Origin of the sequence: Asaia astilbis JCM 15831 (assembly GCF_000613845.1) — a bacterium.
Taxonomy (GTDB): Bacteria; Pseudomonadota; Alphaproteobacteria; order Acetobacterales; family Acetobacteraceae; genus Asaia; species Asaia astilbis.
Genome location: NZ_BAJT01000017.1, coordinates 1 through 26,129, shown reverse-complemented (window position 1 = coordinate 26,129; position 26,129 = coordinate 1). Strand labels below are relative to the sequence as shown.

General features: G+C 54.1%; 31 protein-coding genes. 17 read left to right on the top strand and 14 right to left on the bottom strand.

Translation table 11 applies throughout. The features are described from left to right. Positions 1 to 204: 204 nt before the first annotated feature. From JCM15831_RS12440 to fabG, 6 genes are read left to right on the top strand one after another with little or no spacing between them, the layout of a single operon-like run. A complete protein-coding gene (locus tag JCM15831_RS12440) occupies positions 205 to 1,302 on the top strand; it encodes a hypothetical protein (protein WP_025824524.1) in 1,098 nt (365 codons plus the stop codon). Beyond that, complete coding sequence (locus tag JCM15831_RS12435) at positions 1,299 to 2,498, top strand: beta-ketoacyl-ACP synthase (RefSeq protein ID WP_198024325.1); 1,200 nt, start codon at positions 1,299 to 1,301, stop codon at positions 2,496 to 2,498. The genes JCM15831_RS12440 and JCM15831_RS12435 overlap by 4 nt, the downstream gene beginning before the upstream one ends. 2 nt (positions 2,499 to 2,500) lie before the next feature. Next, positions 2,501 to 3,292, top strand: a complete 792-nt coding sequence (locus JCM15831_RS12430; protein ID WP_025824522.1) for a beta-ketoacyl synthase chain length factor — start codon at positions 2,501 to 2,503, stop codon at positions 3,290 to 3,292. Next, positions 3,292 to 3,462, top strand: coding sequence for a hotdog family protein (locus tag JCM15831_RS21610; protein ID WP_156938879.1), 171 nt, complete (start codon positions 3,292 to 3,294; stop codon positions 3,460 to 3,462). Before JCM15831_RS12430 ends, JCM15831_RS21610 begins: the two co-directional genes overlap by 1 nt. Then, positions 3,459 to 3,722 carry a hotdog family protein gene (locus tag JCM15831_RS20435; protein WP_051528503.1) on the top strand — a complete coding sequence of 88 codons (264 nt, stop codon included), beginning with the start codon at positions 3,459 to 3,461 and terminating at the stop codon, positions 3,720 to 3,722. Before JCM15831_RS21610 ends, JCM15831_RS20435 begins: the two co-directional genes overlap by 4 nt. Further along, entirely contained in the window at positions 3,719 to 4,438 is a 720-nt protein-coding gene (fabG, locus tag JCM15831_RS12420) for a 3-oxoacyl-ACP reductase FabG (protein ID WP_025824521.1), read from the top strand. The genes JCM15831_RS20435 and fabG overlap by 4 nt, the downstream gene beginning before the upstream one ends. On the opposite strand, the gene JCM15831_RS12415 is transcribed toward fabG, so the two are convergent. Together JCM15831_RS12415 and JCM15831_RS12410 are read right to left on the bottom strand one after the other, a co-directional pair. After that, positions 4,419 to 5,141, bottom strand: coding sequence for a glycosyltransferase family 2 protein (locus tag JCM15831_RS12415; protein WP_051528502.1), 723 nt, complete (start codon positions 5,139 to 5,141; stop codon positions 4,419 to 4,421). The genes fabG and JCM15831_RS12415 overlap by 20 nt on opposite strands. Next, positions 5,141 to 6,439, bottom strand: a complete 1,299-nt coding sequence (locus JCM15831_RS12410) for an NAD(P)/FAD-dependent oxidoreductase (RefSeq protein WP_025824519.1) — start codon at positions 6,437 to 6,439, stop codon at positions 5,141 to 5,143. Before JCM15831_RS12410 ends, JCM15831_RS12415 begins: the two co-directional genes overlap by 1 nt. A 108-nt stretch (positions 6,440 to 6,547) precedes the next feature. Between JCM15831_RS12410 and JCM15831_RS12405 the strand changes: the two genes are divergently transcribed. Further along, positions 6,548 to 7,315: a class I SAM-dependent methyltransferase gene (locus JCM15831_RS12405; protein WP_025824518.1), complete on the top strand. Its 768-nt coding sequence runs from the start codon at positions 6,548 to 6,550 to the stop codon at positions 7,313 to 7,315. A 424-nt stretch (positions 7,316 to 7,739) separates the two neighbouring features. Next, positions 7,740 to 9,038, top strand: coding sequence for a methyl-accepting chemotaxis protein (locus tag JCM15831_RS18850; protein WP_025824517.1), 1,299 nt, complete (start codon positions 7,740 to 7,742; stop codon positions 9,036 to 9,038). A 378-nt stretch (positions 9,039 to 9,416) separates the two neighbouring features. On the opposite strand, the gene JCM15831_RS24205 is transcribed toward JCM15831_RS18850, so the two are convergent. Then, the gene (locus tag JCM15831_RS24205) at positions 9,417 to 9,842 is read right to left on the bottom strand and encodes a DUF7674 family protein (RefSeq protein WP_456303434.1); all 426 of its coding nucleotides are present in this window, start codon (positions 9,840 to 9,842) and stop codon (positions 9,417 to 9,419) included. 249 nt (positions 9,843 to 10,091) lie between these two features. Continuing rightward, a complete protein-coding gene (locus JCM15831_RS12390; RefSeq protein WP_156938878.1) occupies positions 10,092 to 11,357 on the bottom strand; it encodes a hypothetical protein in 1,266 nt (421 codons plus the stop codon). Between the two features lie 1,860 nt (positions 11,358 to 13,217). Here JCM15831_RS12390 and JCM15831_RS12380 point away from each other — a divergent pair. Beyond that, positions 13,218 to 13,580, top strand: a complete 363-nt coding sequence (locus JCM15831_RS12380) for a hypothetical protein (RefSeq protein ID WP_156938877.1) — start codon at positions 13,218 to 13,220, stop codon at positions 13,578 to 13,580. Positions 13,581 to 13,896: 316 nt separating this feature from the next. On the opposite strand, the gene JCM15831_RS24055 is transcribed toward JCM15831_RS12380, so the two are convergent. From JCM15831_RS24055 to JCM15831_RS20430, 4 genes are all read right to left on the bottom strand, one after another. Then, positions 13,897 to 14,103 (bottom strand): type II toxin-antitoxin system HicB family antitoxin, encoded by a 207-nt coding sequence (locus tag JCM15831_RS24055; protein WP_373277648.1) that lies wholly within the window; start codon positions 14,101 to 14,103, stop codon positions 13,897 to 13,899. 33 nt (positions 14,104 to 14,136) lie between these two features. Beyond that, positions 14,137 to 14,328 carry a helix-turn-helix domain-containing protein gene (locus tag JCM15831_RS24050; protein WP_373277651.1) on the bottom strand — a complete coding sequence of 64 codons (192 nt, stop codon included), beginning with the start codon at positions 14,326 to 14,328 and terminating at the stop codon, positions 14,137 to 14,139. Between the two features lie 114 nt (positions 14,329 to 14,442). Then, entirely contained in the window at positions 14,443 to 14,634 is a 192-nt protein-coding gene (locus JCM15831_RS21605; RefSeq protein WP_156938876.1) for a hypothetical protein, read from the bottom strand. A 305-nt stretch (positions 14,635 to 14,939) separates the two neighbouring features. Then, positions 14,940 to 15,719: a hypothetical protein gene (locus JCM15831_RS20430; RefSeq protein ID WP_156938875.1), complete on the bottom strand. Its 780-nt coding sequence runs from the start codon at positions 15,717 to 15,719 to the stop codon at positions 14,940 to 14,942. A 182-nt stretch (positions 15,720 to 15,901) separates the two neighbouring features. Between JCM15831_RS20430 and JCM15831_RS20425 the strand changes: the two genes are divergently transcribed. Then, entirely contained in the window at positions 15,902 to 16,660 is a 759-nt protein-coding gene (locus tag JCM15831_RS20425) for a hypothetical protein (RefSeq protein WP_025824510.1), read from the top strand. Between the two features lie 540 nt (positions 16,661 to 17,200). Here JCM15831_RS20425 and JCM15831_RS12355 read toward each other — a convergent pair. After that, positions 17,201 to 17,698, bottom strand: coding sequence for a hypothetical protein (locus tag JCM15831_RS12355; RefSeq protein ID WP_156938874.1), 498 nt, complete (start codon positions 17,696 to 17,698; stop codon positions 17,201 to 17,203). A 295-nt stretch (positions 17,699 to 17,993) separates the two neighbouring features. Between JCM15831_RS12355 and JCM15831_RS24045 the strand changes: the two genes are divergently transcribed. Further along, positions 17,994 to 18,308: an energy transducer TonB gene (locus tag JCM15831_RS24045; RefSeq protein WP_084490691.1), complete on the top strand. Its 315-nt coding sequence runs from the start codon at positions 17,994 to 17,996 to the stop codon at positions 18,306 to 18,308. Here the strand turns inward: JCM15831_RS24045 and JCM15831_RS21985 are convergent. Beyond that, positions 18,204 to 18,500, bottom strand: a complete 297-nt coding sequence (locus JCM15831_RS21985) for a hypothetical protein (RefSeq protein ID WP_025824508.1) — start codon at positions 18,498 to 18,500, stop codon at positions 18,204 to 18,206. The genes JCM15831_RS24045 and JCM15831_RS21985 overlap by 105 nt on opposite strands. A 58-nt stretch (positions 18,501 to 18,558) precedes the next feature. On the opposite strand from JCM15831_RS21985, the gene JCM15831_RS12345 reads away from it, so the two are divergent. Both JCM15831_RS12345 and JCM15831_RS12340 read left to right on the top strand, forming a co-directional pair. Next, positions 18,559 to 18,975: a hypothetical protein gene (locus JCM15831_RS12345; protein WP_025824507.1), complete on the top strand. Its 417-nt coding sequence runs from the start codon at positions 18,559 to 18,561 to the stop codon at positions 18,973 to 18,975. Further along, positions 18,972 to 19,316 (top strand): hypothetical protein, encoded by a 345-nt coding sequence (locus JCM15831_RS12340; protein ID WP_025824506.1) that lies wholly within the window; start codon positions 18,972 to 18,974, stop codon positions 19,314 to 19,316. Before JCM15831_RS12345 ends, JCM15831_RS12340 begins: the two co-directional genes overlap by 4 nt. A gap of 69 nt (positions 19,317 to 19,385) precedes the next feature. Here JCM15831_RS12340 and JCM15831_RS12335 read toward each other — a convergent pair whose 3' ends face one another. Beyond that, positions 19,386 to 21,386 carry a hypothetical protein gene (locus JCM15831_RS12335; RefSeq protein ID WP_025824505.1) on the bottom strand — a complete coding sequence of 667 codons (2,001 nt, stop codon included), beginning with the start codon at positions 21,384 to 21,386 and terminating at the stop codon, positions 19,386 to 19,388. Positions 21,387 to 21,887: 501 nt separating this feature from the next. Here JCM15831_RS12335 and JCM15831_RS24040 point away from each other — a divergent pair. From JCM15831_RS24040 to JCM15831_RS12320, 4 genes are all read left to right on the top strand, one after another. Then, entirely contained in the window at positions 21,888 to 22,238 is a 351-nt protein-coding gene (locus JCM15831_RS24040) for an energy transducer TonB (RefSeq protein WP_084490690.1), read from the top strand. Continuing rightward, positions 22,235 to 22,633, top strand: a complete 399-nt coding sequence (locus JCM15831_RS18825) for a hypothetical protein (RefSeq protein ID WP_025824504.1) — start codon at positions 22,235 to 22,237, stop codon at positions 22,631 to 22,633. The genes JCM15831_RS24040 and JCM15831_RS18825 overlap by 4 nt, the downstream gene beginning before the upstream one ends. A gap of 117 nt (positions 22,634 to 22,750) precedes the next feature. Then, positions 22,751 to 23,053 carry a hypothetical protein gene (locus JCM15831_RS12325; RefSeq protein WP_025824503.1) on the top strand — a complete coding sequence of 101 codons (303 nt, stop codon included), beginning with the start codon at positions 22,751 to 22,753 and terminating at the stop codon, positions 23,051 to 23,053. Next, entirely contained in the window at positions 23,050 to 23,283 is a 234-nt protein-coding gene (locus tag JCM15831_RS12320; protein WP_025824502.1) for a hypothetical protein, read from the top strand. The genes JCM15831_RS12325 and JCM15831_RS12320 overlap by 4 nt, the downstream gene beginning before the upstream one ends. 415 nt (positions 23,284 to 23,698) lie before the next feature. Here JCM15831_RS12320 and JCM15831_RS12310 read toward each other — a convergent pair whose 3' ends face one another. The 3 genes from JCM15831_RS12310 to JCM15831_RS18820 form a co-directional block, all read right to left on the bottom strand. Beyond that, on the bottom strand, positions 23,699 to 23,908 hold the full coding sequence (locus JCM15831_RS12310) for a hypothetical protein (protein ID WP_025824500.1): 210 nt from the start codon (positions 23,906 to 23,908) through the stop codon (positions 23,699 to 23,701). 646 nt (positions 23,909 to 24,554) lie between these two features. Beyond that, positions 24,555 to 25,193: a site-specific integrase gene (locus JCM15831_RS22935; protein ID WP_232228181.1), complete on the bottom strand. Its 639-nt coding sequence runs from the start codon at positions 25,191 to 25,193 to the stop codon at positions 24,555 to 24,557. A 686-nt stretch (positions 25,194 to 25,879) separates the two neighbouring features. Continuing rightward, positions 25,880 to 26,129 (bottom strand): helix-turn-helix domain-containing protein (locus JCM15831_RS18820; protein WP_035774469.1); only part of this gene is annotated, 250 nt, incomplete at its 5' end.

Here is a 26,129-nt window from a genome sequence, read left to right as displayed (position 1 = left end):
CTCGGTTCAGTCGTCACAACCGTTCGGCCATCATTCGAGAAGCGCACGGATATCGTACTCTCGACAACGCGAGCGGCTCTCTCTAGATTCCGGACTCCAAGACGGGCGCAGGCCTCGCTTGCCGCTATCGGCTGAAACATCGCTTTAGGATTACCTGGCCTCATTCATGTTCTACGAGGACGCTTTTCCCTATTACGTGGAGCTATGCGCCTTTCAGAGCTTCGAAAAAAGCCGGGGTTCGGTATTCCCATACGCAGCGGTATGGGAGGGCACCTGATCTTCTACCTCAATGGCGTCAAAATCCGGCGCGATAGGGGCTACCCCCTGCTGGAGGTCTGCCCGGAAGACGCAGATCCGGCGAGAAAGGGGGCCGCGATCAGCGTCAATTCCCATTTCGTCAATGCAAACTGGGTGCCGGTCGAGCGCAACAGCTTCGTGCTGTCCGGTCTGGTCAAACCCGGCCAGAGACTGGATCGCGCGGCATACGCAGAAACGCAGGAACACGCGCGGCAACAGGGTATTTTTGACGGGATCGATCTGCACACGCGCTATTACCGCGACAAGCCAGCTGGCATGAGCAACGAGGCATTCAAATACGAAATTTCGATCGGAACAGATTACGCGGTCCGTTTCGGTCGGGACACGTATCGGGCAAAGCTCCCCGTCGACAGGGAGGAGATGACGAAGATCGTCTCGTTTCTCAACGACTTGAATGCTCCCTTTCGAGACGGTCACAAAACCTACTCATGGAATCTCATCAATAATAACTGTGTCCACGTCGCGCATAATGCACTCTCGGCAGCTGGCATATGGAAGCCCTGGCCGACTGGCCTGCACCCTGGCCTGGCGGTCTTTCATTTCCCGGTGCCTAAAAACGCCTTCATCGACCTCGCGCTCCGCGCCAACGATCTCAAGCTGGAAAACCCCCGGGCCATCTATGCAGACCTCTCGGCACGCTGTTCCCTGCTCCGCGACGGAACCCTCCCCGTCCGTGCCGGCGCTTTGTGCACCCTGGAACCAGCTCTGGAGCATAACGATCTCTACGATACGAAAGCCTTGAAGCTCATCTTTTACGACAACCCTTTCTGGGGCGCCTATCTGTTCCGTCTGCGTCGAATTTCACGCGATCCGCGATATCTCGATCTCCTGACCAACCTCGATTGGTTCAAACACCGCTACCAAAGCGCCAGAGAGAAACTGGCCGGAGAAAAAGGTCTTTCCGATTGTTTCGAGGGCGCTTATGAGCGCCATATCGATTTCAATCTGGCTCGTCTTGCCCGCATCATGGACCAAAGCGTGTGACCCCCTTGCCCCTGCATGTTACGGCTCTCTCCATCGTCTCCGCACTGGGTGACGGTCTTGAGCCCATGTGGACAGCAATGAGCTTCAACCGGAGCGCCCTCGCAGCCGCCCCCACAGAGCAGCGCCTTCCTCTAAACGCCTGGATCGGGAAAATCAGCGACCTCGATACGCCTCTTCCGGCTCCCTGGCTGACCTATGACTGCCGCAATCACCGCCTCGTCGAGCGTGCCCTGCACGCTGACGGACTTATGGCCGCGATCGAACGCGCCATCGCTGAATACGGGGCTTCCCGGATCGGCCTGATCACGGCAACGAGTACTTCCGGCATCCTTTCAACCGAAATTGCGTATCGCCAACGCGACCCCGGTACAGGCGCCCTGCCCGCAGAGTTCTCTTATGAGTCGACGCATAATACAGATGCCATCGGCTCTTTTCTGAGGGCGCGCCTTGGCCTGAATGGTCCGGCTTTCACGCTTTCCACCGCCTGTGCAGCGACCGCCAAAGCCTTCGCTGCGGCTGCCAGACTGATCGACGCCGGGCTTTGCGATGCCGTGCTTGTCGGGGGAGCAGACAGCCTGTGCGACACGACGCTGTTCGGATTCCATTCTCTGGGCGTTATGGCGGAGGGGCCCTGTCGCCCCTTCGATACCGGGCGCTCGGGAATATCGATTGGCGAGGCTGGCGGCTTCGCCCTGCTCGAAAGAGCACAGAATGATGCGGCTTTGCCCGATTTCTGTCTGCTCGGTTACGGTGAAACCTCGGACGCCTATCATATGTCCTCGCCTGATCCCGAGGGCCTCGGTTCAGAAGCTGCGATGCGTAGGGCGCTCGAACAGGCAGGTCTTGAGCCCGGCGACATCAACTACATCCACATGCATGGAACCGCGACCCTGGCGGGAGACGCGGCAGAGGATCGTGCGGTGACACGTGTCTTTGGCGAGACGGTGCCCCGGGGCTCCACGAAGGCGGCTACCGGACACACATTGGGTGCCACCGGGATGATCGGCGTTGCGACGGCGCTTCTGGCCATTCAAAACAGCTTCCTGCCGGGCAATCAGAACCTGACAGACCTGGAACCGGGTTTCTCATCGGCGCATGTCAGATTTGGGCGCTCTGCGCCGGTCAAGCGCGTCATGTGTAATGCCTTCGGCTTCGGGGGCGTTAATTGCAGCCTGATTTTTGGAAGCAAGGGCTAAGAATGCGGTTCTTTATCGAGCAAGTCGGGCTGTGTGGTCCCGGGCTGACCTCATGGGGCTCCGCACAAAACATTCTTGCAGGAAGAGAGCCCTATTCTGATGGGGAAACGATCATCCCTGCATTGAGCCTGCTCCCCTCAAATGAACGACGTCGTGCGCCAAGATTGGTCAAACTCGCTCTGGCTGCCCTGACCGATGCATTGCCACCGCGCGCGGAGCATCCATGTGACTACGCCTCCGTTTTCGCCTCGTCAGGGGGAGACGGAGAAGCCGTCCATGCCATCATGGAGACTCTTGCTGGAACAGCGCCGGAATTGTCTCCGACCCGCTTCCATCATTCGGTACATAATGTCGCTGCCGGCTACTGGTCGATCGCGACCGGCTCCAGAAAGGCAACGACAAGCCTGTGCGCGCAGAATGGAAGCTTCGTCGCCGGGTTGATGGAGGCAGGCTGTCAGGCCGCAAGCGCCTCTGAGAAGGTGGTGCTCGTCGCCTATGACCTGCCTTATCCGACACCCCTCAGTGAAGTGCGTCCGATCGGAGGCACGTTCGCCGTTTGCTTTCTCCTCTCACCTCATGCCAGCGACGAGACCATCGCCCGCATCGATTTTTCCCTCGCATCGGCAGCGCCCACCCTTTGTCGTCATGCCGCGTTGGAGAAATATCGGCGATCGATCCCTGCAGCGAGAGCCCTTCCCTTGCTCGAGTGTGTCGCGCGAAGAGAAAACAAAACGCTGACATTGGCGTATCGTGAGGACTGCTCAGCCACACTCGACGTGACGCCGGTATCCTGATGTTGACCCGTCATCAGATTTCGGACCTCATCCCCCATAAGGGAGCCTTATGTCTTCTTGATCGGGTAGAAGCGTGGTCGCAGCACGACATCACCTGCATCACAAACCCTCTGGCGCGTGACGACAACCCGCTGAGACGCTGGATGGTGCTATCGGCACCGCAACATTGATCGAAGTCGCGGCGCAGGCCATGGCTCTCCATAGCCGTCTCATCGCTGAAACAGGCACTGCGCCTCGACCGGGTTTTCTTGTCAGTGTCCGTGATATCCGCCTGGATGCGCCAGTCTTGAACCAGAGCGGCGACCTGAAAGTATGTGTACGATGCCTCCGCACGAACGATTTCAGCGCACGCTACGATTTCGATATTCTCCGCGAAGATCTTTCCCTGATCCGTGGCGGCGCAACAGTATTGTTTGAGGTTCCTCAATGAGACGGGCTCTTATTACCGGTGCCAGCGGGGATATCGGCGCTGCGATCGCGCGTCGTCTCGCGGAAGTCGGCATGCATGTCATACTGCACGCCAATAGCCGCAGAGAGAAAACTGACGACCTCGCCACCTCGCTCATTTCCGAAGGGCATTCGGCCGAGGTTATCCAGTTCGACCTGACACACCGCGACAACACAGTGGAGGCGCTCACAGTACTCCTCACACGCGGGCCGATCCAGATTGTGGTCAACAACGCCGGCATTCATGACGACGCAGTTTTGCCCGGAATGAGAGCCGAGCAATGGCACCGCGTCATCGATGTGTCGCTCAACGGTTTCTTCAATGTGACCCAGCCATTGCTTATGCCCATGATCAGGACACGGTGGGGACGTATTATCAACGTCTCCTCAGTCGCTGCGGTGATGGGCAACCGTGGTCAGTCGAATTATGCCGCCGCCAAGGCCGGGCTGCATGGCGCTACGCGTTCGCTAAGCCTGGAACTCGGAAGCCGGGGCATTACGGTCAATACCGTTGCTCCTGGGGTGATCGAAGGCGAAATGGCGGACAAGCAATTCGATAAAGCGCGTATTGCTTCCCTCGTGCCGATGGGCCGAGCCGGCAAGCCCCGGGAAGTGGCCGATCTGGTTGCCTTTCTGGCCTCGGATCAGGCTGCCTATATTACTGGCCAGCTTTTGAACATCAACGGGGGCATGGCCTGAAGGACCGCTTGAACGACGAGAGACCCAGCCTGACAAACATGCGGGCAAGGAGCAGGTTGTCGCGCCCATAGTTGAAATGGGAGATCCCTCCCTCGGATTTGCGGAAATAGCGCACCGGGACACTCAGATTGCGAATGTCGGTCCCAAGCCAGGCCATACGGATGACAGCCTCAGGCTCGAAGTCAAAACCACGCATATGCCGGGTTGCCTGCATGACCTGCCAGAGAGGTTCGATCGGGTAAAGTCGAAAGCCGAACAAACTGTCTCCAATACCCCGCGAGCCAAGTCTTCTTACAAGAAAATTTGCAATTTTTCTGCCCCAGATGCGCTCCAGCGGCGCATCCGGACCAAAGCGTGGTGCCCCCAAGACCATGCTCTCAGGCAGTTCGCGAGAAGAGGAGATGAAAGACATGATGCAGCTCGCATCATGTTGGCCGTCCGCATCCATAATGAGTGCATGGGTGAACTTGGCCTGACGGGCTGCCGCCAGCCCATCGAAGACGGCAGCGCCCTTGCCCCCGTTTTCGGACCGCCTGATGACCCTCAGACCATCATGATACGGAAGATCAAGGTCAGAGCCATCGTCGCTTCCATCGATGACGACCCAGACATCTGACCATACTCGAAGCGCAGACCGAACCGTCTGAGCCAACATTTTTCCGCTATTATAGCTCGGCAGCAGGATCACATAACGTGGGCTCATCACTGACCCATAGACGGCGTTAACCCTGCCTGGGCCCCTTTGTCTTTCCTGCACGTCAGACGCGCGCAGAAATGGATCCCTTTGGTCAAGTAGTAAATGCCCCTGAAGAAATAGAGCCTCGCCTGCACCCGAAAGCGACGGTCGATGCCGCCAGCAAGCAAAAGCAAAACGGCCTCCTCGACCCGGAACATGTTACGGGGCGCCATGAACAGATCACGCATGGCGGGTTGGCGTATCCGATAGATAAACCAGGTAAACGCGTCGGCAGCTTTGACGATATTGCGGTCATAACGCTTCAGCAATTTGTCCTGCCGCTCTGGACGGGCGAGGCAGGCTTTGACCGCCCCAGCGGCCTGAAACGCCCCGCGCATCGCCAGATAGACACCCGTGGAAAACACAGGATCGACGAAGGCTGCCGCATCACCAACCATCAGAAAGTTACGACCGCTCGTCTGCGAACTCAGATAGGAGTAGTTACCGGTCGCCGTCACGCCCCCTTCTCTGACGGCATCTTTCAGACGATCTGACACCTCGGGGCTCGATGCAATCAGTTCATTGAAGAACGCCTCCATGTCACCTTTGCGGCTCTTGAAGACCTCTGGTGCGCAGACAGCGCCGATGCTCGTCGTGCCATCAGCAAGCGGGATGAACCAGAACCACCCTCGGTCAAACCAGATGATGCTGATATTGCCTTCCGCATCCCCTTCCAGGCGACGGGCATTTCTGAAATGCCCGAAGACGGCGGCACTGGCGTTGCGCGGATGGCGTTCTTTCGTCCTGAGCTTATTGGCGATGACCGTGTCACGACCCGAAGCATCCACGACGAAGCGGGCCTTCCAGCTGCGTTTCGAGCCGTCGATCTGCGCCGTCACTGTCGGTGTTGAGCTTCCCTCGAGCTCCACCGCAGTGACACGGCATTTCTCCAGGACTTCAACGCCTTTGCTCTCAGCATTTCGAAGGAGGATTTCGTCGAATTCCGAGCGCCGAACCTGAAAAGCATAAGGGTGACGACGGTCGAGCGCGCGCGCGAAATCGAATCTCACGCTCTTTCCATGAGTGGGAGAGACGAACTCGATGCCTCGCTTCACGATGGACGTGCTCTGAATGTCAGAACGCACGCCCAATTGATCGAGTAACGGCAGATTATGCGGAAGCAGTGACTCTCCAATATGGAAGCGAGGAAACGACTCTTTCTCCGCAATCACAACATTGAGTCCACTCTGGGCAAGAAGTGTTCCCACTGTTGCGCCCGCCGGACCTCCCCCTATAATGAAGACGTCACATTGCTCGCTTCGCATTTTTTCTTCCCGTCTCGTCAAATCAGTCTTCTGGCTCGATGAACGTGCAGACACTATAGACGTCGCGCCCCCTCGAATACCGTCTATTTTTTACCTGAGGCCGCATCAATGTCCACTCCTGAGCGAAGCGATCGCACTCGTGATGCCGTCCACACTGTTGATCGCTATTACAGAAAGCGAGCCGATCTCGGGACCTCGTCGCGTGCTCTCTTCAACAAATTCGCTTCCCATTACAATTTGATCAATCTCTTGTTCTCACTGGGTTCAGGATCCTGGTACCGGCGACGATGTCTCCGGAGGTCAGGTGTCAAATCGGGTACGACGGTGATCGACATCGCTGTGGGTACCGGCCTGCTCGCACGGGAAATCAAGCGGATTATCGAGCCTGACGGTTCGTTGGTCGGCATCGACCTGAGCGAGGCAATGCTTCGCAAGGCGCAAAAGTCTCTTCGCATTCCCTTGATACAAGGCAGCGCAGAGCAATTGCCAATCGCCTCAGCTAGCGCTGATATCCTCACACTTGGCTACGCCTTGCGTCATCTCGACAATATGCACCTCGCTCTGGACGAGGCGCGACGCGTGTTGAAGCCGGGAGGGAAACTGATCCTTATCGAAATGAGCGTTCCTGCAACCGGAATGCTGCGGGCCTTTCACACGATTGCTATCGGCAAGGTTTTGCCTTTCATCTCCTATCTTCTGACGCGGGACAAACGCGCTCGTCGACTGATGAGCTATCATTGGGAAACAATCTCGACTTATCCGTCGCCTGAAACACTCGTTTCCTATATCGCGAGCCATTCCTTTCGCGATGTCCGTCACGAAACTGAGTTCCGTATTTTTCATCTCTTCACCGCACAAAAGCCGGAGAAAGACTGACTTCAGAAACTTGGTGTGAGAGCGATCTCACTCCATCCGGCAAGGATCAGAACACAGAAATATCAAATACAAACTTCAAATAAAATACACATAAATATATAATATCGAAAACATATATTGACGATATATTAATTGCGGATAATGATATCCAATATAATCATAAAGACTCAAATTTTTGGTTTATTTCATCAATGATGTACTGATTATTCATAAATTGAATTATTCCAAAACTTTGCTGAGTTGCCGATTGCGCCTCACGGAGATGTGTTATTAATCTCTTTCCGATCTGTAAGCCTGATAGCTGCCGTGGTGGAGAAGATCGTGCCCCTATTTTCAAAAAAAAGATTCCAAAAGTAATTCAGAACTCAGCGCTGAGCTTGAAGCCCTTAAGGAGCGCTCTGCGCTACTCGACGAGGCATGCGGTGTGGGCCTCTGGGAAGCCGTGCTTTGTAATGGTGACGCCACGCATCCCGAAAGCAGATGGACGTGGTCGCCGGAATTCAGGCGGCTGGCGGGCTACGAAAGCCTGGCCGAGTTCCCGAACCGAATGGAATCCTGGTCTGATCTCCTTCATCCTGATGACGTTGCCCCTACCTTTGCCGAGTTTAACAAGTGCATTCTCGACAAAACCGGAAAAACGCGCCTTAGCGCCAGCTACAGACTTAGAGGCAAAGACAGCACTTATCGTTGGTTTCGTGCGACGGGCGGCTGTATCCATCAAGCTGATGGCAAAACAATCCGCGCCTGCGGTTCGCTGACAAATATCCATGAAGAGATGCTGCTGAAGGAAAATGCGGCACGTGCCGCCGCCGAGGACCAGCAGGCGATTGGAGAACTCGATAAAGGCCTTGCTGCCCTGGCAGCTGGAGACCTCACGCACCGCATCACCGCCGAACTCGCGGTGAAGGCCGATGAGCTGAAAAACAACTTCAACGTTACCGCCGATGCGCTGCAAAACATTATCGGCTCTGTCAGCTCTGCGACCGCGAGCATGCAGAATGGTTCGGCCGATATCAGCACGGCATCCCAGGATCTTTCCAAGAGAACGGAACAGCAGGCCGCGGCGCTCGAAGAAACGACCGCCGCCATCGCAAACATAACGATGACGGTCGAGAAGACAGCCGAGAGTGCGACGCGCGTCAACACCATCACAGCGCACGCACATAAGTCGGCAGAAAGCTCGGGAACGGTCGTCAGCGACGCAGTCAAGGCGATGTCAGAAATCAAGCAGTCGTCCAAGGAAATCGGACATATCATCGGCGTAATTGACGAAATCGCGTTTCAGACGAGCGTTCTCTCCCTCAACGCAAGCATCGAAGCCGCGCGAGCCGGGGATTCTGGCAAAGGCTTTGCCGTTGTTGCCCAGGAGGTCCGAGATCTCGCACAACGCTCTGCTGATGCAGCGAAAAACATCAAGTCGCTTATTTCAGCATCAACCATCCAGGTCGAACAAGGCGTCGCTCTTGTGGACAAAGCGGGCGATGCGCTGCGCGGCATAGCTTTGCAAATCAACGACATCACAAGTGTGGTGGGTGAAATCGCCCTTTCTACGCAACGACAATCCACAGGCATGCGGCAAATCAACACGGCAGTAATCCAGATGGATCGTATGACTCAGCAAAATGCTGCAATGGTCGAAGAAACGGCGGCGTCAAGCCAATCTTTGGCAAAGGACGCGAGCCACCTCGTAACACTCGTCAATCGATTTCGGGTAGCAAGCTGAGACCGCGCTAAAAGGTGCAATCACCTCTATTACTGCATATCATGCCTTTCGTAAGCGTGGTGTGCGTCAACCTTTATCTTGGGCGGAGGGGGCGCACTAAAGCGCTCCCTCCCCCCCTCCTACGTATTTAGGATGAGTGCATATTATCTTTATAGGCACAGATGGTTCACATTATAGCCACCGTCACGCCAGAGCGCGTCAACAGATTGAGGCGAGCCCGTTCAGCTCTGACTAGAGTCTCATAGCGATATTACAACGCTCAAGGCGCCATGAAGAGTTCACTATAAGCTAACTCTGTCGCGTGGGCCGATTACGTTAAAGCACAACCACGTCATCCATATTCTTTATGACTCCAGAGGTAGATGAACGTTCCGCGTGCTACTTGCCCGTCCATTTGCTTTGATCGGAAGCAAGCCCAAGCACAGAAGATCTCGAAACGGCGCCGTCCCCCTCCCAAAACTGCGTTAGATTATCCCACTCGCGACACGCTTCGGTGCCGAGGCGCATCCTAAGAGCACAGAGTTTAGGCCGGTTATTGCCCAAGTTATTCTGGATAGCTTCTAACAGGCCTATGGTAGCCGCCTCCTGCACATAGATATCTCCGTAGATATACCAATCCTCCACAGCGCCAAGAACCGCATCGACTGTAACGACGTCGCCTGATTCCCATAACTTGATCACAAGCCGTGCTAACGAGCCCAGTGCCACATACAATGGCGGATCCGGATCACTATCCCATTCTCGGAGAAAAGACGCCCAACAAGGGTAAAAAGAAGGAGCCGCTACAAGTATGAAATCAAACATACTATTTCTACAGATCGTCGGCTTACTCATTTCAATCTTTCAGGTGCGTTTCAAGTCGTCCTGGAAAAGTGACTGACCACCAGACCTACAGCATCATTACACTCGCGCCTCGCTTCCTCTTAAGCGTAGCCGTTTTCTCACCGATTGAAAATCGGTTTGAGAATGCTCTGATCCGCCTTAAATGAAGGCAGCCCTGCGCCCGGAATTCAGGGCGCAGGACATCACTTCGTTAAGAAACGTTCGTTGCTATCAGAAGTCTTGTAGGGCAACACGCCGCCAGTGATTATCTGCAACGCAAACGTAGTGGTTATGAGCATCATCGGTAAACTGACCGGCTTTGCATGGAGCCGAAGAGGAAGCTGGTGTCGTGAGCTTTTCCGAGTAGGAAACAGCCGAGACGCCTTGAGAAGACTTAATCTGTCCTGAAACGACAACATCCGCTTTGGCCGTGAGCGTTTTCTCAGATGTCAAACCATTGGGAGCTGAAGTTGCTCCATTAGCCTCAACCAGCAGACCGTAATTGATTTTGGTGCCAACGCCGGCACCGATGCCAATACCATAATGGTGACCGACTGGGTTCCAGACGATCTGTCCGCCCGATGTGCATCCATTGCAGCCGACATCCTGACCATTCAGAGCGTTCGCGTCGGACTTTTCCTGTAATCCAAGGTGAAGAGACCCTTCTTCGCCCCAACCTTGCCTGTCGCCTGCCGCTGCTTTGCGGTCATGCGAACCATAAAGGAGCAGAGTTGAAAAATTGCCCGCAAAGTTCATTGACCCCAGCTGTTGCAGAACCTGGCTGTAACCAAGCGGAACGCCGTTCAGGTCGCCGTTAGAGTAAAAATGGAAGCCACCGTCACTCATAGAAAGCGGCTGACCTCCATACATAATGCCGTCAATCAGCATCCCTTTTTTCAGAAGATTGGTCCCTGCAAGTCGCTCCAGATATGAATCGTCAGCTGCGTGATCCATGCCAGTGAGAACGATTGTTTTGCCATGGACCGAGAAACGCTTATCGTGAGCCCACCAGGCTTTATCGAGCAATTGGAGATCCAGCTCCTCACCTTCAGCAGCCAGCGTTGGGCTGTTCGGAACCGTTGCATCCAGCTGGATCATTGAATTGACGACAAACTTTTTACCCACCTGCCCGATGAGGGCTGCTGCATGGGAATAACGAGAAATATAAGTATCAAGACGATCACCGGCATTCTTACCGGGCGCCACTTTTGTATTTAGAGCCGAGAACTGCGACGTGTTATGCGTCCAGCCTGCCGAATTCGTATATGGGTTTGTCGAGACCCGAATTGTTGTGTAACTGCCGTCGGCGTCAGCCCCGTCAGCCCAGTTCCAGATATAACCATACCAAAGTGCCGGGCTATCGGTCGACCCTGTTGCCTGCGTTGAGATCATCCCGTTGTAATAATTGGAATAAACTCGGCTATGCGCGACCAAGAGTGCCTTATCCTTCGGTGCCAGAGCTGGCCGCACCGCGAAACCATCACCGGCAAATGTCACAGAATATCTTGTCCCGCTGGGGGTAGGCGCATCCGAAGCCTCTTCACCCAAAGTGAGGCGGGGTGCCCGGTTTGAGACCTTTTCCATGATCCCGATCGACTCATCATAGCCCGTGCCGCACCGCGAAAACTGTTCGAAAGGCGAGTCATTGACGCTCAAAACGCATCCCCCGAAATCGCTTGGTCCGATCAGTGGAGAGGTGATCTTGGTAGGAGCAAAATCATTATTCCCTACTCCGCCGATGAGGATAGATGTAGGCGCAAGCGCTCCGTCGACGATGGCCGGAACACCTTGCATTATCGCAGGCTGTCCGCTTTGCAAGGAGCCTAGCTGGGTCGAGCCACGCACATACAAATTGCCTGACGTGTCCATCGGTGCGGTTAAATTCCCCGATCCGTTCAATCCGGCGATACCGTTGGGCTGATTCACCTGAGACTGCGTCACGTACTGATTGGACTGCGCAAGCGCTGAACCTGAAATCAGGGATAGTCCTAGGCTCAATGCAGTTATCGCCCTATGATTATTCATGCATTCCTTCCGAAAGTCAGCGCTTGATGCGCAGTTTTATATAAGACAAAATTAGATATTTTTCAATATCTTATATATAATACCCAACATGATTCTATTTTTACCTCTGGATTTTCCATTCTATCATTCACCTATATTTTATTTTCAAAGATTTTAAATAAAATCTCATAACAATAAGGCGGCAATCAAATTCGATAGCTCATAATCTGGAGCCAGTCGCTTGCACTCGGGCTTACCGCTCGTTCGTCGGTGCAGTATGCTGCTCTATCCGACTATCACAGCCCATACCAAGGCCGAACTGACTGCGCTCGCTGCGGAGTTCAAGGCGATCTCAAAGTTAGAAATTGATAATTGGACCGAGGTAAGTCGTTGGATCAGTATTAATATCGGCCCGCGGCGCCAAGTCCACCCATGTAAGAAATGAGCGACGCGCCACTCATCTTCCTTATCCTGCCAGGCAATCGAGAAATTGTTCGTTTCTTATGTGTGGCAACGTCATCATCCTGATGCGGCCGCATATTCGACCAGCGCGGATGGGTGGTGATCCTATGGAGCAAGCCCTCGCCCTCCATGTATCTATTGCAAAATGCAATATTTCTGAATTCGGAATAATCGTCAATACCTCATCTATGACTGCTGCTCCATTTTTTTCCGCGGTTCAGCTTTTTGTAAGTCTCGCGACGCTGAATCTTGCTCCTGCTGTAAGCAACCATCACCAACGAGATACAATATCTAGGCCCCGTGAACACGCCCGCCAGCCAAAACCCAGACCAGCGCATGACCGACGACGATTCGGGATTCTGGATCGGCAACCACGGAAAATCCAAGTGTGTGTCGCAAGTCTCAATTAATTCTAGAGGAATAGTTAACGGAGACTACCGCTACGAACTTAGGATCAAAAACAATGCCAAAAAGCCAGATCCCCGCCCTAATGTTATTCGCCAACTGCTTTGTCATCGTGAGCTTACGGGCGATGGAGGTAGAGATTAAGTATGGCACGGAAGCTATGCTCTATATGTCCGCCTTTCTCCTCGGTCTCGCCTGCATCGTCCAAATGATTTTGCGGTTGTTCGAGGCGCATCGGCCTCGTCGTCGTTATTGACCTGTAAGGACCGCGCGTCGGGAATACCTCGACAGCGCGGCGTGATACCTGTGAAGGGCAAGCGGAATTCGTTGTACCGGGGGGGGCAAGGAGCGGTGCCTTTCAGTTGTCCAGCGGACGCTACCCCGCGCCACGTCGCGCACTAAACCAAATCCGCATCCGCTTAATTCGATTAAGTATATCTTAACGATTATTCGAAAATACTAGATTGAACCGACCGGGAGGGGCATTTGAATATCCGTCGCATTGTTATCCTGACGATTTTCTCCATAGACTTGTCAGCTTGTCATAAAAGAGCGCCCGAAACTACTACGGTGATGATGGACTGGGTTACTTGTCACCTTGAGAGCGGGCAAGAACTCTGTACGAACCTAACTCTTACGAAGAGTTTTCCATTCGACAATCTTCCGGAACCTAAAAAGGACGGCTTTGCTAGAGATTGTGCCAACAGGGGTTTATGCAATGTGCAAGTCTCGGTTCCTGAAGGAGATAAGGAGAAGACGTTCTTCTCCAAAATTTATGATATCAGCTGGAAACGTGCAGAAAGAGACGCGCCAGGCCTTATGCGCCAGGAAATGGGTTTTTTCCACTGAAAAAACCAAATGATTATCAAGATATTAGCTGCAGAATCGATGCCCAATCAATGTCCTATTACAAACTATCGGTCGGATACTGCTCTCCCGTCATGATGGTTTTAAATTTAAATAAGTGTCTAAGCCGCCAATATTTGAAATTGCACCGCGCTTTTTCTGGTGCGGGTTTGATGGCGCCCTGACCACCAAGATCCGCATCGACAGCGCGGGCAAGCGCCTTTTCCGTTCACTGGTCCAGGCTGATACCAGCAACATCGGCAGCCGTCGCAACCCGCGCATGGAGCGACGGATCGACACGGAACATCAAACGCCTCCTCTAGGCCTTTTGAGGCTCGCGGCCTCGTTCCACACATATGGCAAGATAGTCATCGACGGCGTTTTCAAATGCGGCTTTCAGTTCCGAAACGCTCTCACCCTCAAACACAACCTGATCACGGATACCGCTAATGCGGCCTACGAACACCGCGTCATCAGCCTCGAAGGTGACAGCAGCGAAATAGCCTTTGTAAGTCATGGCGCTCATGGGGGTACTCGTGAGAAGGGTAGAATATCAGAACTAAATCGCCAGCACATCCATCGGCACATCGAGCGCAGCAGCAAACTTCTTGATCGCGTCTACGCTGCCTGGTTTCTTACCTTTCTCGATCTCATTCAGGTAGGTCTTAATGATACCCGCCGACACGGCAAGGGCGGCCTGCGTCAGACCCTTTCTTTCACGCAGGATCGTCAGTGCAGGCACTTCGTCCATGACCATTCGTCGCGTTTCCTCTGCGGTGAAAATCACGCGCTCACCCAGGTCTCGCTCTGAGGCTGCGATCGCCTTGCGATCCTGCTGATCATCGAGCTGGTCGAGTAGCCCCTCCTAGTCGCTGCGGCTCACCGTAACTGTGTCTGGCGTCTGGCGTCTGGCGTCTGGCTCAGGATGGTAATCCCGCGCATCGGTAAATCTCCCTCGTTTGTTGACCGCGACAGCCTCGATTGCAACGTCTGTCTGGCGGTAGACGGCCCGCCACATGCCCTTGCGCGCCCGCCAGTATCCCGGATTGCCCTGCATCTCGGTGATGAAGGAAAGGCGTTGCGGGTGAAGATCTGCGACCTGTGATGGCCTTATGGCCTGTCAGATTGGACGATAGGCTTTTGGGTTGAATTCCTATCTTATGGATGCTGGGTTGGAAGGCATCGGGCGCCTTTCGCCAGAAATAGGATCAGATCGATAAGGGACGCGCAACTGCCCAGCACGGCCTTACCAACATACGACACATTTCATCTTTGCAATCAATGAGAGTAGCAAGACGCTGGATAGAGCCCATAGAAAGTTTTTTTGGCTCTTGGAAAACTTTCTAGCATTGGTCTGGGCTGCTATTTTTCTTTGGGGCGGTACGGAGCCCTCGGCATTGGCGGCGGATTCACGGTTGTACGTCGGACCAGAACAGGCGTCATGGAGCCGGAGCCAAGCCTAGACAAATCTGCCATCTGAGAAGATACTTGATCAGCGGGCGCTAGGACGGAGCTCAATTTTTCCTCATAGCTCGAAAGCTTCAGACTTATTTTAGATAACTGTTCCATAATGACTTTGGTGCTTGGAACGTCGATTGTTCCTGGCGTCGCAACTTCAAATTTATAACTATCAACATAAGACTTATAGAGCCCTTTATTGTATAGTTGGTGGACTTCTTTCATCTTATCAGCTAAGAGAGTTATGAATTCTGTCGTAGTATTAAACTCTAAACTTTTTTGATACTGCATATACTGGAATGATCCCAGATCAAATGGAGCTTTAGTTTCACTGTCCATCACTAAAATTGTGGGCTTCTTCGTAGATAGTCTCAAACCAGCTTCGAACATAACGTTTGGGTTAAGGTTACTCAGGTCGCATATAATTATTTCGTTATCATAAAGGTTTTGCAGAATCTTAGACTGAATTATGTCAACTCGGTCGTTATCCCACACCACATTAGGCTCAAAACCAGCTTTTTTCACAGCAATTTCGAGTATTTCCCTGACCTTCTTCCAGTGCTCTGCCGGATATAATTCTGTCATCTGCGATATAGGCATAACTATACCACACACGAGCCGTCCATCATCTCGGACAGATGATTCATTCGCGTTTGGTGATGTATTCTGAGGAGGGCGCGTCATCCTGCTGAAGCCTTTTTTTGGTTCTCGTTCCAATTGAAAGCTTAAAACGAGTGTGTTGCATAGACCAAAAGAGACTTCTTTGAGAAACTCATCAGGCTAATCCGGTATATTAATTCGATTTTTCTCGTACTCTCTCACAAAATTTCCTGTACCGCAGCCCCAATTCTCGCGACAATGCGGGAATGACGACAGCGCCGAAAATTCACGAAAATTCTGCTCAAATGGCGAGGCCGAAGGCGGCCAAACGCCCTGTCGTTCCGCGCCTCGAAACGGCGCTGACAGCCACGCCGGAACGGATCGCAAAGCCGGCTTATAGCAGGCCAGCCAGCAGCAGGAAAAAATGCGACCATCTTCTGAATTTGCGTAAGGCGGGGGACCTGGACGCAGAAGCGGAAACCCTAGCGTGCCGGTGGCGGAACGATTACGAGTTTGGAACCCACGGCTACGGCGATTTTATGCGTGGTCCCCTCCCTGACGATTACATCAAGGGCGATGCAATCACCTTCGCAACGTCGAGAGGCTATGCCTGTGAGCGCATTGGCTTAGTTCGCGACAGCCTTGGGGTTGATGCTCACAACTTGCTCGTTCAGTTGCTCTCCGACGATCTGTCGTTTGCCGAAATCGCGCGGATGATGTTCCCAGATCTCAACAAGACAAATGCTGATAAGGCGGTTCGGCAGCGCGCTGTCATGCTGCTCCAGATCCTGCCGAACGCCTACAAAGCAGCATGCAGGGCTCAATGGGAGAAGAAATCCCTGGTCGACAAATCACGCTGTACGTTGGCCATGCCGCGCAGTAAGATTTGTCAAATCCACAAAATTGCGCAGTCCAAAATTCTCCATCAATCCTGTCGGTTGTTGGTGGGGGATGTCGTGCAATTTGGAGCGGTGCGCTTTGTCGTCAACAGCGCAGCCTCTAACATTGCGGTAATTGGACTGTGATGAACTGGGTCGGCGGTGGAAGGCCGTCATCTGTACACACGTTCTACAGGGCCTACAGGGAAGTGACTTCACGGGTCATCGAAAACGCCTATAAAAATTTTACTTTCTAACTGCGAGATAAGTTATATTGAACATTATATAAAATAAATCATCGTTATGATAATGAAATATACACCCTATGTCCCTGATGCTACCCTCAATCTCGTGATCTAATGCCAGATTGATGCCCCTACGGTTCGCCTTGGGTGATTTCTAACGAAGACTCTGATTCTGTCTTATATGAGAGAATTTGTGCGAGTGTCTTAAATGTTGCCACGATGGGGCGCGTTCATTCCCTACTTCTCGGATCACTACCCACATGGGAAGAGGTCGAACCCGTATGAGAAGGTGCCAGGCCGGTTCGTTCCACTGGCGGTGGAAAAGACGAAGCCTGCTCGACGCAGAAACATGACGATCACCCGCTGATGACGTCAAACCCTGCGCTTTCGTAACAGAGGCGCAGGACATGGCTCGCGGTTGCTTTAGCGTTGAGAGAGCCTTTCAGTCAGAGCTTGACCCCAGAAGAACACGCGCGCCCTCTCTGCCTGTGAAGAGAAATCCGAAGTCCCAGTATACTCGATATGCCGGGTCCCCCTCGCTCAGCCAAAATGACTCAATGGTGCTTGCACCATCAACCAAATGGCCAACTTCACTCTTCAGAACATCTAACAAACCAAGCAACTTTGTGGATCGAAGAGTCTGAGGCGCTGGGCCGCAACCATGATCCCCTTCATAGAGCAGATTATCCCTGATTTCAGTCCAAACGGACGCCTTCTCCACTTCTCTGATCTCGCCAATTACTGCATCAATCCCGAAGGCAGCCTTCATGATCGTGCCTTTGCTGACTGGACCCGGCAAAGGCACTTCGGTGTATTGGAGGAAGACCGTATAGTTCCGGCCATTTCTATTCAGTGTTTCGGCTACATCGTCCAGAACTCTAGGATCCATTCTACCTCCATTATTTTTTACACTCGGGTGAGTCTTATTGAAATGAGTCATAGCCGATATGGCCTGAATTGCTGGATTACGGAATCGCCCAATCAATTCCAAATGCCGCACAGATACCGATCTCTTCGGTCCAGGCACCTGTGAGTGAATACTTAGGCCATGGGCGCACGCTCCGTAGCAGATGAGCCAGACGGGAGCCGTCGCGAGATCCATCGAGCCGAAGCCTTACCGGACAGGTTGATAGTCTATCATCTACGGCAATTCGGAGCTAATGAGGTAGATACAGTCAGGGTAGTACCATATCTCGGGCACAATTGCACTCCACCCCCTCCAAAAAGAAGAAAACATGCGTCGAGTTTTAATCCTCATTTTACCACTGTTCTTCACGTCATGCGCGAGTGCGCCTAAAAAGGAACTTAGGGCCTACTACCCGGAAGATCTGATCAAAAAAAATGAGACTGGGGACGTCACCGTATCCTGTGACATCGCCGTCGATGGACGTCCTCAAAATTGCCGCATCGTATCTTCGACGAACCACCACTTTGATGCGGAGGCTTTAAGATTTCTTGACAAAGCACGCTATGAACCTGCCATGCATGATGGCCATCCCGTAGTCGAACACGGCCACATCTTGCATGTAAACTATCGTCTTGGTGACTGATCTTTGCAGGAGATGGATGAGCACTCCGCCCTCGCGTAGCCGGGTGCCTGCACCCAGCATTCGAAGGGTGCAGGCTCTCACATCAGTTCGTCGGGTTCTCGGGCGCGTCGGAACGACTGTTTTCTCGCGACCGTCTTTGCCGGTAGCGATCGTGTGAACCGCGTCACCAAGCAGCACTATCAGAATGGCCACAGCGACCTTCGGACAATTGATATGCAGGGCATAGGCGGCAAGCCCGATCCCCGCCCGGATGGATGCTCAAGAGGCACGCCTAGCCACACTGGTCGAGCGCTTGGAAACCGCGATGACAGCGTATGATCCGTCCGCAGGCTTCACCACCGATTACCGCCCTATGCGCTTCTTCGTTGAAAACGCCGGGGTGCTGCAAAAAGGCCGAGGCGGCCTCATCCGCAATGTGTCGCGTCGTTGCGTGAACTGGCTGCTCAGGAACGAGCTGGGCGGCAGCATACGGCATAGCAGGGATCAAGAACGGCATTTGTTCCACGTCGACGCCATTCCCCGCTGGATGCATTTTGAAGGCGCAGCGATGATCCGCGCCCACATGGACAAGATGACCGGACAAGGCACCCTTGCTCGAAAAGGGAAGAAAGGCCGGACGGAACTGTCACCACTCCCTTTCTCCCGCCCGAAGGAGATAGCGTCATGAGCGCCCTCACCCAGGGCGAGAACCCACGCATCACGGCTGCTGTCATGTCGGAAGGCCAGATGCTCTGCTTCGACGCGACGGATTACCTGCTTGAACCCGGGGCTCAGGCCGTGGTGATCGGCGCGCGAGGGCGGATCCATGTTGCGACAATCGGCAAGGATCACCCTGACGAAATGAGGCGCAAAGGCATGAACCGGGGTGCGATCATTCCCTACGTATCAGGCTGCTACCCGCCCGGAACGAGGGAGAACCTGTGTGTGAAGGTGCCGGGCCGGTTCGTTCCACTGGCGGTGGACAAGACGACGCCCGTGCAACGCAGAAACATGACGATCACCCGCTGATGACGTCAAACCCTGCACCCTTAATCACAGAGTGCAGGGCATTACCTCAATCAGAACCGTCTGCGACGATCAGAAATCCTGCAGCGCAACTCGACGCCAATGATTGGGTGAAGTGCAGACATAATGATAGTTTTGGTCGTCCTCAGATCGCCCGGGCTCGCAAGATGCAGATGAGCTCGGAGGAGTATCCAGCGTTCCAATCACTGCATCGACCCGGAGGTAGCTCCATCCTCCTTTACTGTTTGTTATGCGCAGCATAGGTGCTTTTTGTACGGGAGAGACATCTCCGTAGGCTAACAACGAGGCCGCACCAGTTGCGGAAGGCTGCAACACGACCGATCTTCCGTTGTTAACATCTAGATTGCCGCCGAATGTTCCTCCGCCGCTGACAGAGATAGATCCCTTCACAACCGCGCCATTATTAGCGGTTATGGTGCCACTCGTAGAAGCATCTCCCCAACTGTCGACCGTAAAGCACGCCGTCCCTGCGAGATCGCTGCCTTGAAACCGGTCTGCGTTGAGCCCGCATAGGGCAACGCCGTTCTTCGACCACGCCGGATTGAATGTGATCGCAGATTCAAATACTCCGTCGACGTTATACCTGCTTGCTGATTGCCTTGGACCGAACCAGTACGAGATATCCGCCGCCGCCGCCGCATCCGCCTGTGTCACCCCATTGTGTTTGTCATTTACACCATCGACCTGAGTCCAAAGTTTAACGCTTTCGAGATAGCCGACATCCTTGCTAGGTTCCTGCCACCATTCGGCGAGTGGCTTTCTTACACCGACCGCAGGGGTGGGACCCATGCGGCTCCCTGTGACATATTCATCGCCGTCGAAGTCGATACCATTCGAGCCCAGCGAGACACGTACCCCTTGGGGCCATCCACCCGCCACAGCCAAACCGTAGCTGTCATCGCTTGGCACATTTCCGGCCAGGCCTATCGTCAATCCGTGCATGGTCGCGCCATAGTCTGGTCCGTAATACCAGTTGTCCAGTTCCTCATCGCACTTGCGCGAAGGACCGAAAGCGGCGGAGCCTGGTCCGTCAGCACCAGGATTACCGTTTACCAGGCAGGTAGTGTTACGGGTAAAGTGCTTCATGTACACGCCGAAAAACAGCGACGTGGATTTCAGCTGACCGTAAATGACCTTGTCCAATGCATCCGTTCGGCCGTTGTTGCTGGCAGATCCCGGGGACGGGACATGACCATTTGGCACAGGAGGACTGCCATTGAAGGGTTGCCACTGACCCGCCATGTCGAATCTTGTAAAGCTGCCCTTCGCGTCAGTACCGCTCTGAGAACTTCTATACGTATTACCGTAAAACTGCTGGTTCTGGTCTCTGTGGGTGTTGACACCTGACAAGCTCGGACCGGTAAAAATAGGCGGCCCTGCGACGATGTTTGTTATAACATGCATATCGGCATGCATTTGCTGCAGATATGACTTGGGAAGTGCAGGCCGGACGATTGCCCCATTTGCTGTTAGTGTCACAGCATGGGTCTTCCCTGTCTCATCAGGTATTTCTGCGCCGGTCATATACCAGGGAGGGTTGTTTGTCGCCAGAACGTACTGAGTGACAGCGTCCCATCCCCCGGCGCCACAATTAACCCCTGTGCCAGGGTCGAGCGTCATTGCAACCGACTGGACGCAACCGCCCTTGTCGCCCACGCCATAAGGCAAGGCGTAGAACTTGGTGAAAACGCTATCATAAAGTTGATGCCCACCAAATGATGCCATATGGTCTGCAACTTGAGCGTTCATGTCTACATGCGGTGTCTCGAGTGTGATGCGTGGCCCAGCCATATGCCCTGCGTCTTCGGCCCACCCAGTCCATGCCCATTTCGGAGAAGCGGGCATATCACCTGCGTCGACTGATTGCGTACCCTGGACCTTGTTAGCTTTGACCGCTGCGCTGATCGCGCCCGATGCATCTAGACCAGCGACACCATTAGGCTGATTGATTTGGTCTTGGGTGACATATTGATTCGATTGAGCTGATGCGCACGCCATCCCTAGAAAGGCTCCAGAACTTAGCATGATTACGATTTTATTTTTGGTCTTCAATTAGAATGCTCCGACTCAAATCTGCGCTTGAGCGCTCATGCTTTATATAATAAAACATGAATATATGCACGATAATTGATAAACTTTATTTGTTTAATATCGAGTATAGCCGGGAAATCGAGGTCTGAATACAGCGTTGGTGGGCGCGAAAAAGCATAGTCGAAAGTTGCGAGATATGTTCGTGCTAGTCATTGACAGCGTCCGAACCTTGGCGCGAGATGCCTTTCATGAGAACACTCTGAGCTATGCTCATGCTCGCAGTACTTCCTCTCCTAGCGTCTGCTACTTCCATAGCCAGAGTCCAGACGAGACCGATGAGAGGTGGCTGATTCGTATGCTCGGAACGACACCCGTCGTCGAGGTCGCGTCGAAATGCGCCTCAGGATTGATGACGGCGAGCGGGCCTCTACTGATCCGAAAACACGGATAGTTTTCGCGCTTACTTTACAACATTGCGGGCTTGATGCCTAATGATCAGGCAGAAATAACAAAGAAGAGACGATGCGGAAACAGATCATTGGGTTATTTATTCTGATGCTTCCGGGGTACGCGTATGGCGTCCCTCAACGGCCGCTGCCTAACCCCAACCACTTCCATAGACGGTATATCGGACCTATCTATCCCGAACCTCTATTGGATAAAAATATACAAGGCAGCGTCATTGCGGTTTGTGATATTTATACGGACGGCCGTGCACATAATTGCCACATAAAATCGTCTACACATCCTCTATTTTCAAAAGCTACTTTGGATTACATTTATAAAGCACGCTATCGGCCCGCCGAAAAGAACGGCCATCCCGTGATCGAGTACGGCCATACGATACACGTAAATTTTTCTGTTGGTGATTGACAGGTGCCGGAAGCGCACTGGCAGAGGTATCGGACAAGCTTCAAATCGTGCAGGGCGCGGCAACGGCGGGCACCAATCTATCGGCCCTGCCGAGTGCCGTGTCGTCAGTAATCGACAGACTGGAAACGGCTGGCAGCGGGTTGATGACGCTAATCGACAAAACGGGGCAAAACCTCGAGGGCATCACTCTGAACAATTTTTCGTCGCTAGCCGCCCTCTCTCTTAACGCTCAACTTACCCGCACTAGCGTCGACGCAGGCGCTGCCGTGAACCGGGTCTCCCTCAATGCAGCGACCGCTACCAACGTTGACACTGCCTTGACTTCCCTCCGCACCCCGGTCGTGCGGTTTTGGCGGACATCACCTCCTGACGGCTCAAAATGGCTGCCTGTTTAACGCGCTCTGAAATGGATCGCCCTGCACGGCAAGGAGAGGCTTCCAGGCGTGAAGCTCTGACTTACGACACCGGCGATCGGGTCGGGATCGATCATTCCCATTGAGAAAGGAAAAACCATGAGTGAATCGCAGACAATTGCAGTCAAAAGGAATGACGCCGTGACGAGCCTCGTGACTTCGGGTGAAAGCGTGTTCAGATCAATCACGGACAAGGATATGTCTGAGAACCAGCAGAAGGTGTCAAACGGCATCACGTCAACGGCTGGCGGCCTCTCTCCCGCGCTCGCAGCGTGTGCTTCGTTCGATCTGGCGGGCGTATTTTCAGGCACCAAACAGGTGTTCAACGGGCAAACGCTAACGATCACCAGCGCCAGGACCGAACCGGTCACAGATTCCGCTGACGCCGCAGACGCATCGTGAACGCTTACGCTGCCCTCGGCGCGCTCGTTCTTGTAACGGGCGGCGTTGGAAGTCTCGTCTGGTTTGCAAACCGGGCGGGGAAAAATGCAGTATCCGTGAGCACGTCGGAAGCTGCCAAGTCCTCAGCCGATGCTCAGACGCGTAAAGCTCAAGCCATGGCACAGGCTCAGGCCGACAAGCCAGCGACGGAAGAGGCAATATTGCAGCGCCTCGGGGATGGCAGTGCATGAGGTGGGTTGCTCTAGTCGCTATCCTCGGTCTCTCTGCCTGCACGTCGGTGCAGTATGTGCCCTGCCCTACCCTTGTGACCTACAGCAAGGCTGATCAGGCCGCGCTTGCTGCTGAGATCAAGGCCAGTCCGAAGCGGGAAACGGTGCGCTGGATTGGGGATTATATCGCTTACGGGACCAGGTACGCGCCTGCCAGAAATAAGAGCTTAAACGCTTCTGGTTCGCCATGATGTCGGAGGCGGGTTCTTCCTGTGCGTGTCTGCGAGCGAGCGGAGCCACTCGGAAATGGTGGCGGGTATTTCTGCCGTTCCTGCTGCCCAACGTCGCGCCTGCCGCTCATCACAGCCTAAGGCCGAAGCAAGCCCGCGCTGTGACCAGCGCAGGGCGTCGAGGCATTCCCTCAGTTCACTGGGGGTCATCCCCCCACCGTCCATCTGACGAGAGCGAATAGGCCGCCCATCAGGCCCGCGCCTGCCGTGAAGGCCAACGCCAGAGCCGAGATCAGGAACTGCCACGGCATGAAAGCGCGCTGCGTGTTCTTGAGGTCGCTATCTGCCTGAAGATTGGCAATCTTGAGGATCTTTTCGATAAGGTCGAGGTCGAGGCGGGCTGTTGATTCACTCATGGGGTATTCCCTCAAAGCTCGGTGGGTCAATTCCCTTCCGATGTCCGCAATATGCGGCCCATTGACTCCGAAGTCAATCGCTATTCGTCATCCTTGTCCCGCTAGGCCATGGAATAATCGATCGTCTCATGTGGCGGCAACGGCTCACCTTGGTGAGGCCACATATTTGACCGGCGCAGGTGGGCGGTGATCCTCTGCGCCAGTCCCCTCGACCTCAGCCCCGGTCATCTTCGCGTTCAAGCGCCTGTGCCTTCCGCTGTCGTCAAGCTTGAGCGCCATGAGGATCACGAAGTGTACGTCTTCTTCGGTAGCTGGGGTCGGGCTCGTCATGGATTAGAACAGAACGCGAACGATGGCTGCGAGTCAATTAAAAGGTTCCGCTCCCTCGACGCGCCTCGTAGATGAACAAGGCAAGAACAAACTGCACGGATTTTGCACAGGTCTAGCCGTGCAGCACTAGACCAAATCAGATCAGTTCAGATTTTGTTTCTTTGGGGAAAGACCCGCAACCACTCAAAAAACGCCTGAATTCTGGGGGTGAGGATGGTGGGTGCGACAGGGATTGAACCTGTGACCCCTGCCGTGTGAAGGCGAAGCGACAACAAGACAAGTCATTGTTATCACTCACCTTCATACGCTCCCAAACTTAGGTGGCCCCGATCTGGCACGAGTAAACGATATCGGGCCAGTCAGTGTTCTCGAGCCAACGAATCACCCCCTCACGATGATGGTCCGGCATCTTCTTGGCGTAACGCGTCACCATCGTGATCGTCTGCCATCCACCATCCTCTTTCAGCTTGAGCAGATCCTTGTGGATGCAATAGTGCCACGTCGCCCAAGTGTGACGCAGGCAATGCGGGGTTAAGTTCGGCACAAATACACGCCTCTCCTTCGCCTCGCCCTTAGGCGTCCAGACCCGTTCACGCCCCGGCAAGCCTGCTCGCTTGCAGGCATAAGCCCAGGCGTTCTTAATCTGCCCCCCGCCGTTCCGCCCTGTATCATAATAGGCGTCTCCCATAACAAGCCCTTGCGGCCCACGCGTCGAGCGCACGGGACGGAAGACCCGTCCCGATCTGTAAGGCAGCCCAGCAAGCGCCAGCACGACGACAGGCGGCAGATCTATGTGGCGTTCCGTGCCCTGCTTTTGCCAAACGACCGCACGCGCCGCAGGAAGATCCACGTCAGACCAATCTAAATCCAACGCCTCGGACATGCGGGCGCCTGTACCGATCAGGAAAACAAGCAACGGCCTGACGTGCGCGGTTGCTTCGTTAACAAGATCCACCGCTTCATCAGGTCGGATAAAAAGCATTTTCGTCTGAGGTACGCGCGGGGGCTGAAACGCGGGCTTATCGCACCATCCCCGAACTGCTGCGAATTCCAGGATCGCCCGAAGCGGGGTCAGAACGCCTCGGATCTTCGTGGCTGGTGAGGCGTCGGCTCCATCCCTTAGGAGCGCCTTACACGCCTCATCTGCGTCACCTTGAGTGATTGAGGTGAGCTTTCGTTTACCAAAATGCTTAAGTAGACGCTCAACGTGGTTTAGTGTCGTCTCGCTCCTCTGCTCCGCCTCAAGATAAGCGGAAACAGCGGCGGCGAATGTTACGACCGCGCGCTTGCCGTAGACGCTCTCTGCCCAGAGTTCCGCCTCACGCTTTGCCCTGTAAGCTTCTGCCTGCTTCGGGTCAGACGTTCCAGAGCTTTCGTATATGCTTTTTCCTCGGACGGTTCCGCGGATGTAAAGGTCGCGCCTTCCTTTTCGGGGACGGATCGTGAGTGACATTCCAGGCTCTCAATAAGGGTCTTGATATCCTCGGGGCTGAACTTGATCCTTGGCCCTATGCGGCGATGTGTAGGCTTACCATTGTGCTCGGGCACTTTCCCCAAGTGTCTGAGCAGCTTTGTCCGGCCTACGATGCCGCGCAAGTCTGTGCCAAGAACGTCAAGCATTGGGCGCAGCTCGGCATTCCTTCACCCATAAGCTCCCTCCCTCTGGTGCTCGGCGAAATCAGCGTAGATCGCCTCAATATCCGAAGGCCCCGCATCCAGCTCGTACATAACGGCTAGCAGCGTCTCGACCTTGACTGCGTGGCCATGCACGATACGCGCTACCGTGTTCACTCCCATGCCAATGGCGAGAGAAATGGCCTCCATGGAGCGCCCGTCTCTCTCGATCAGACGCCGCACGCGCTCGCCTAGGAGGCGGTTGAAGGGGGTTCGG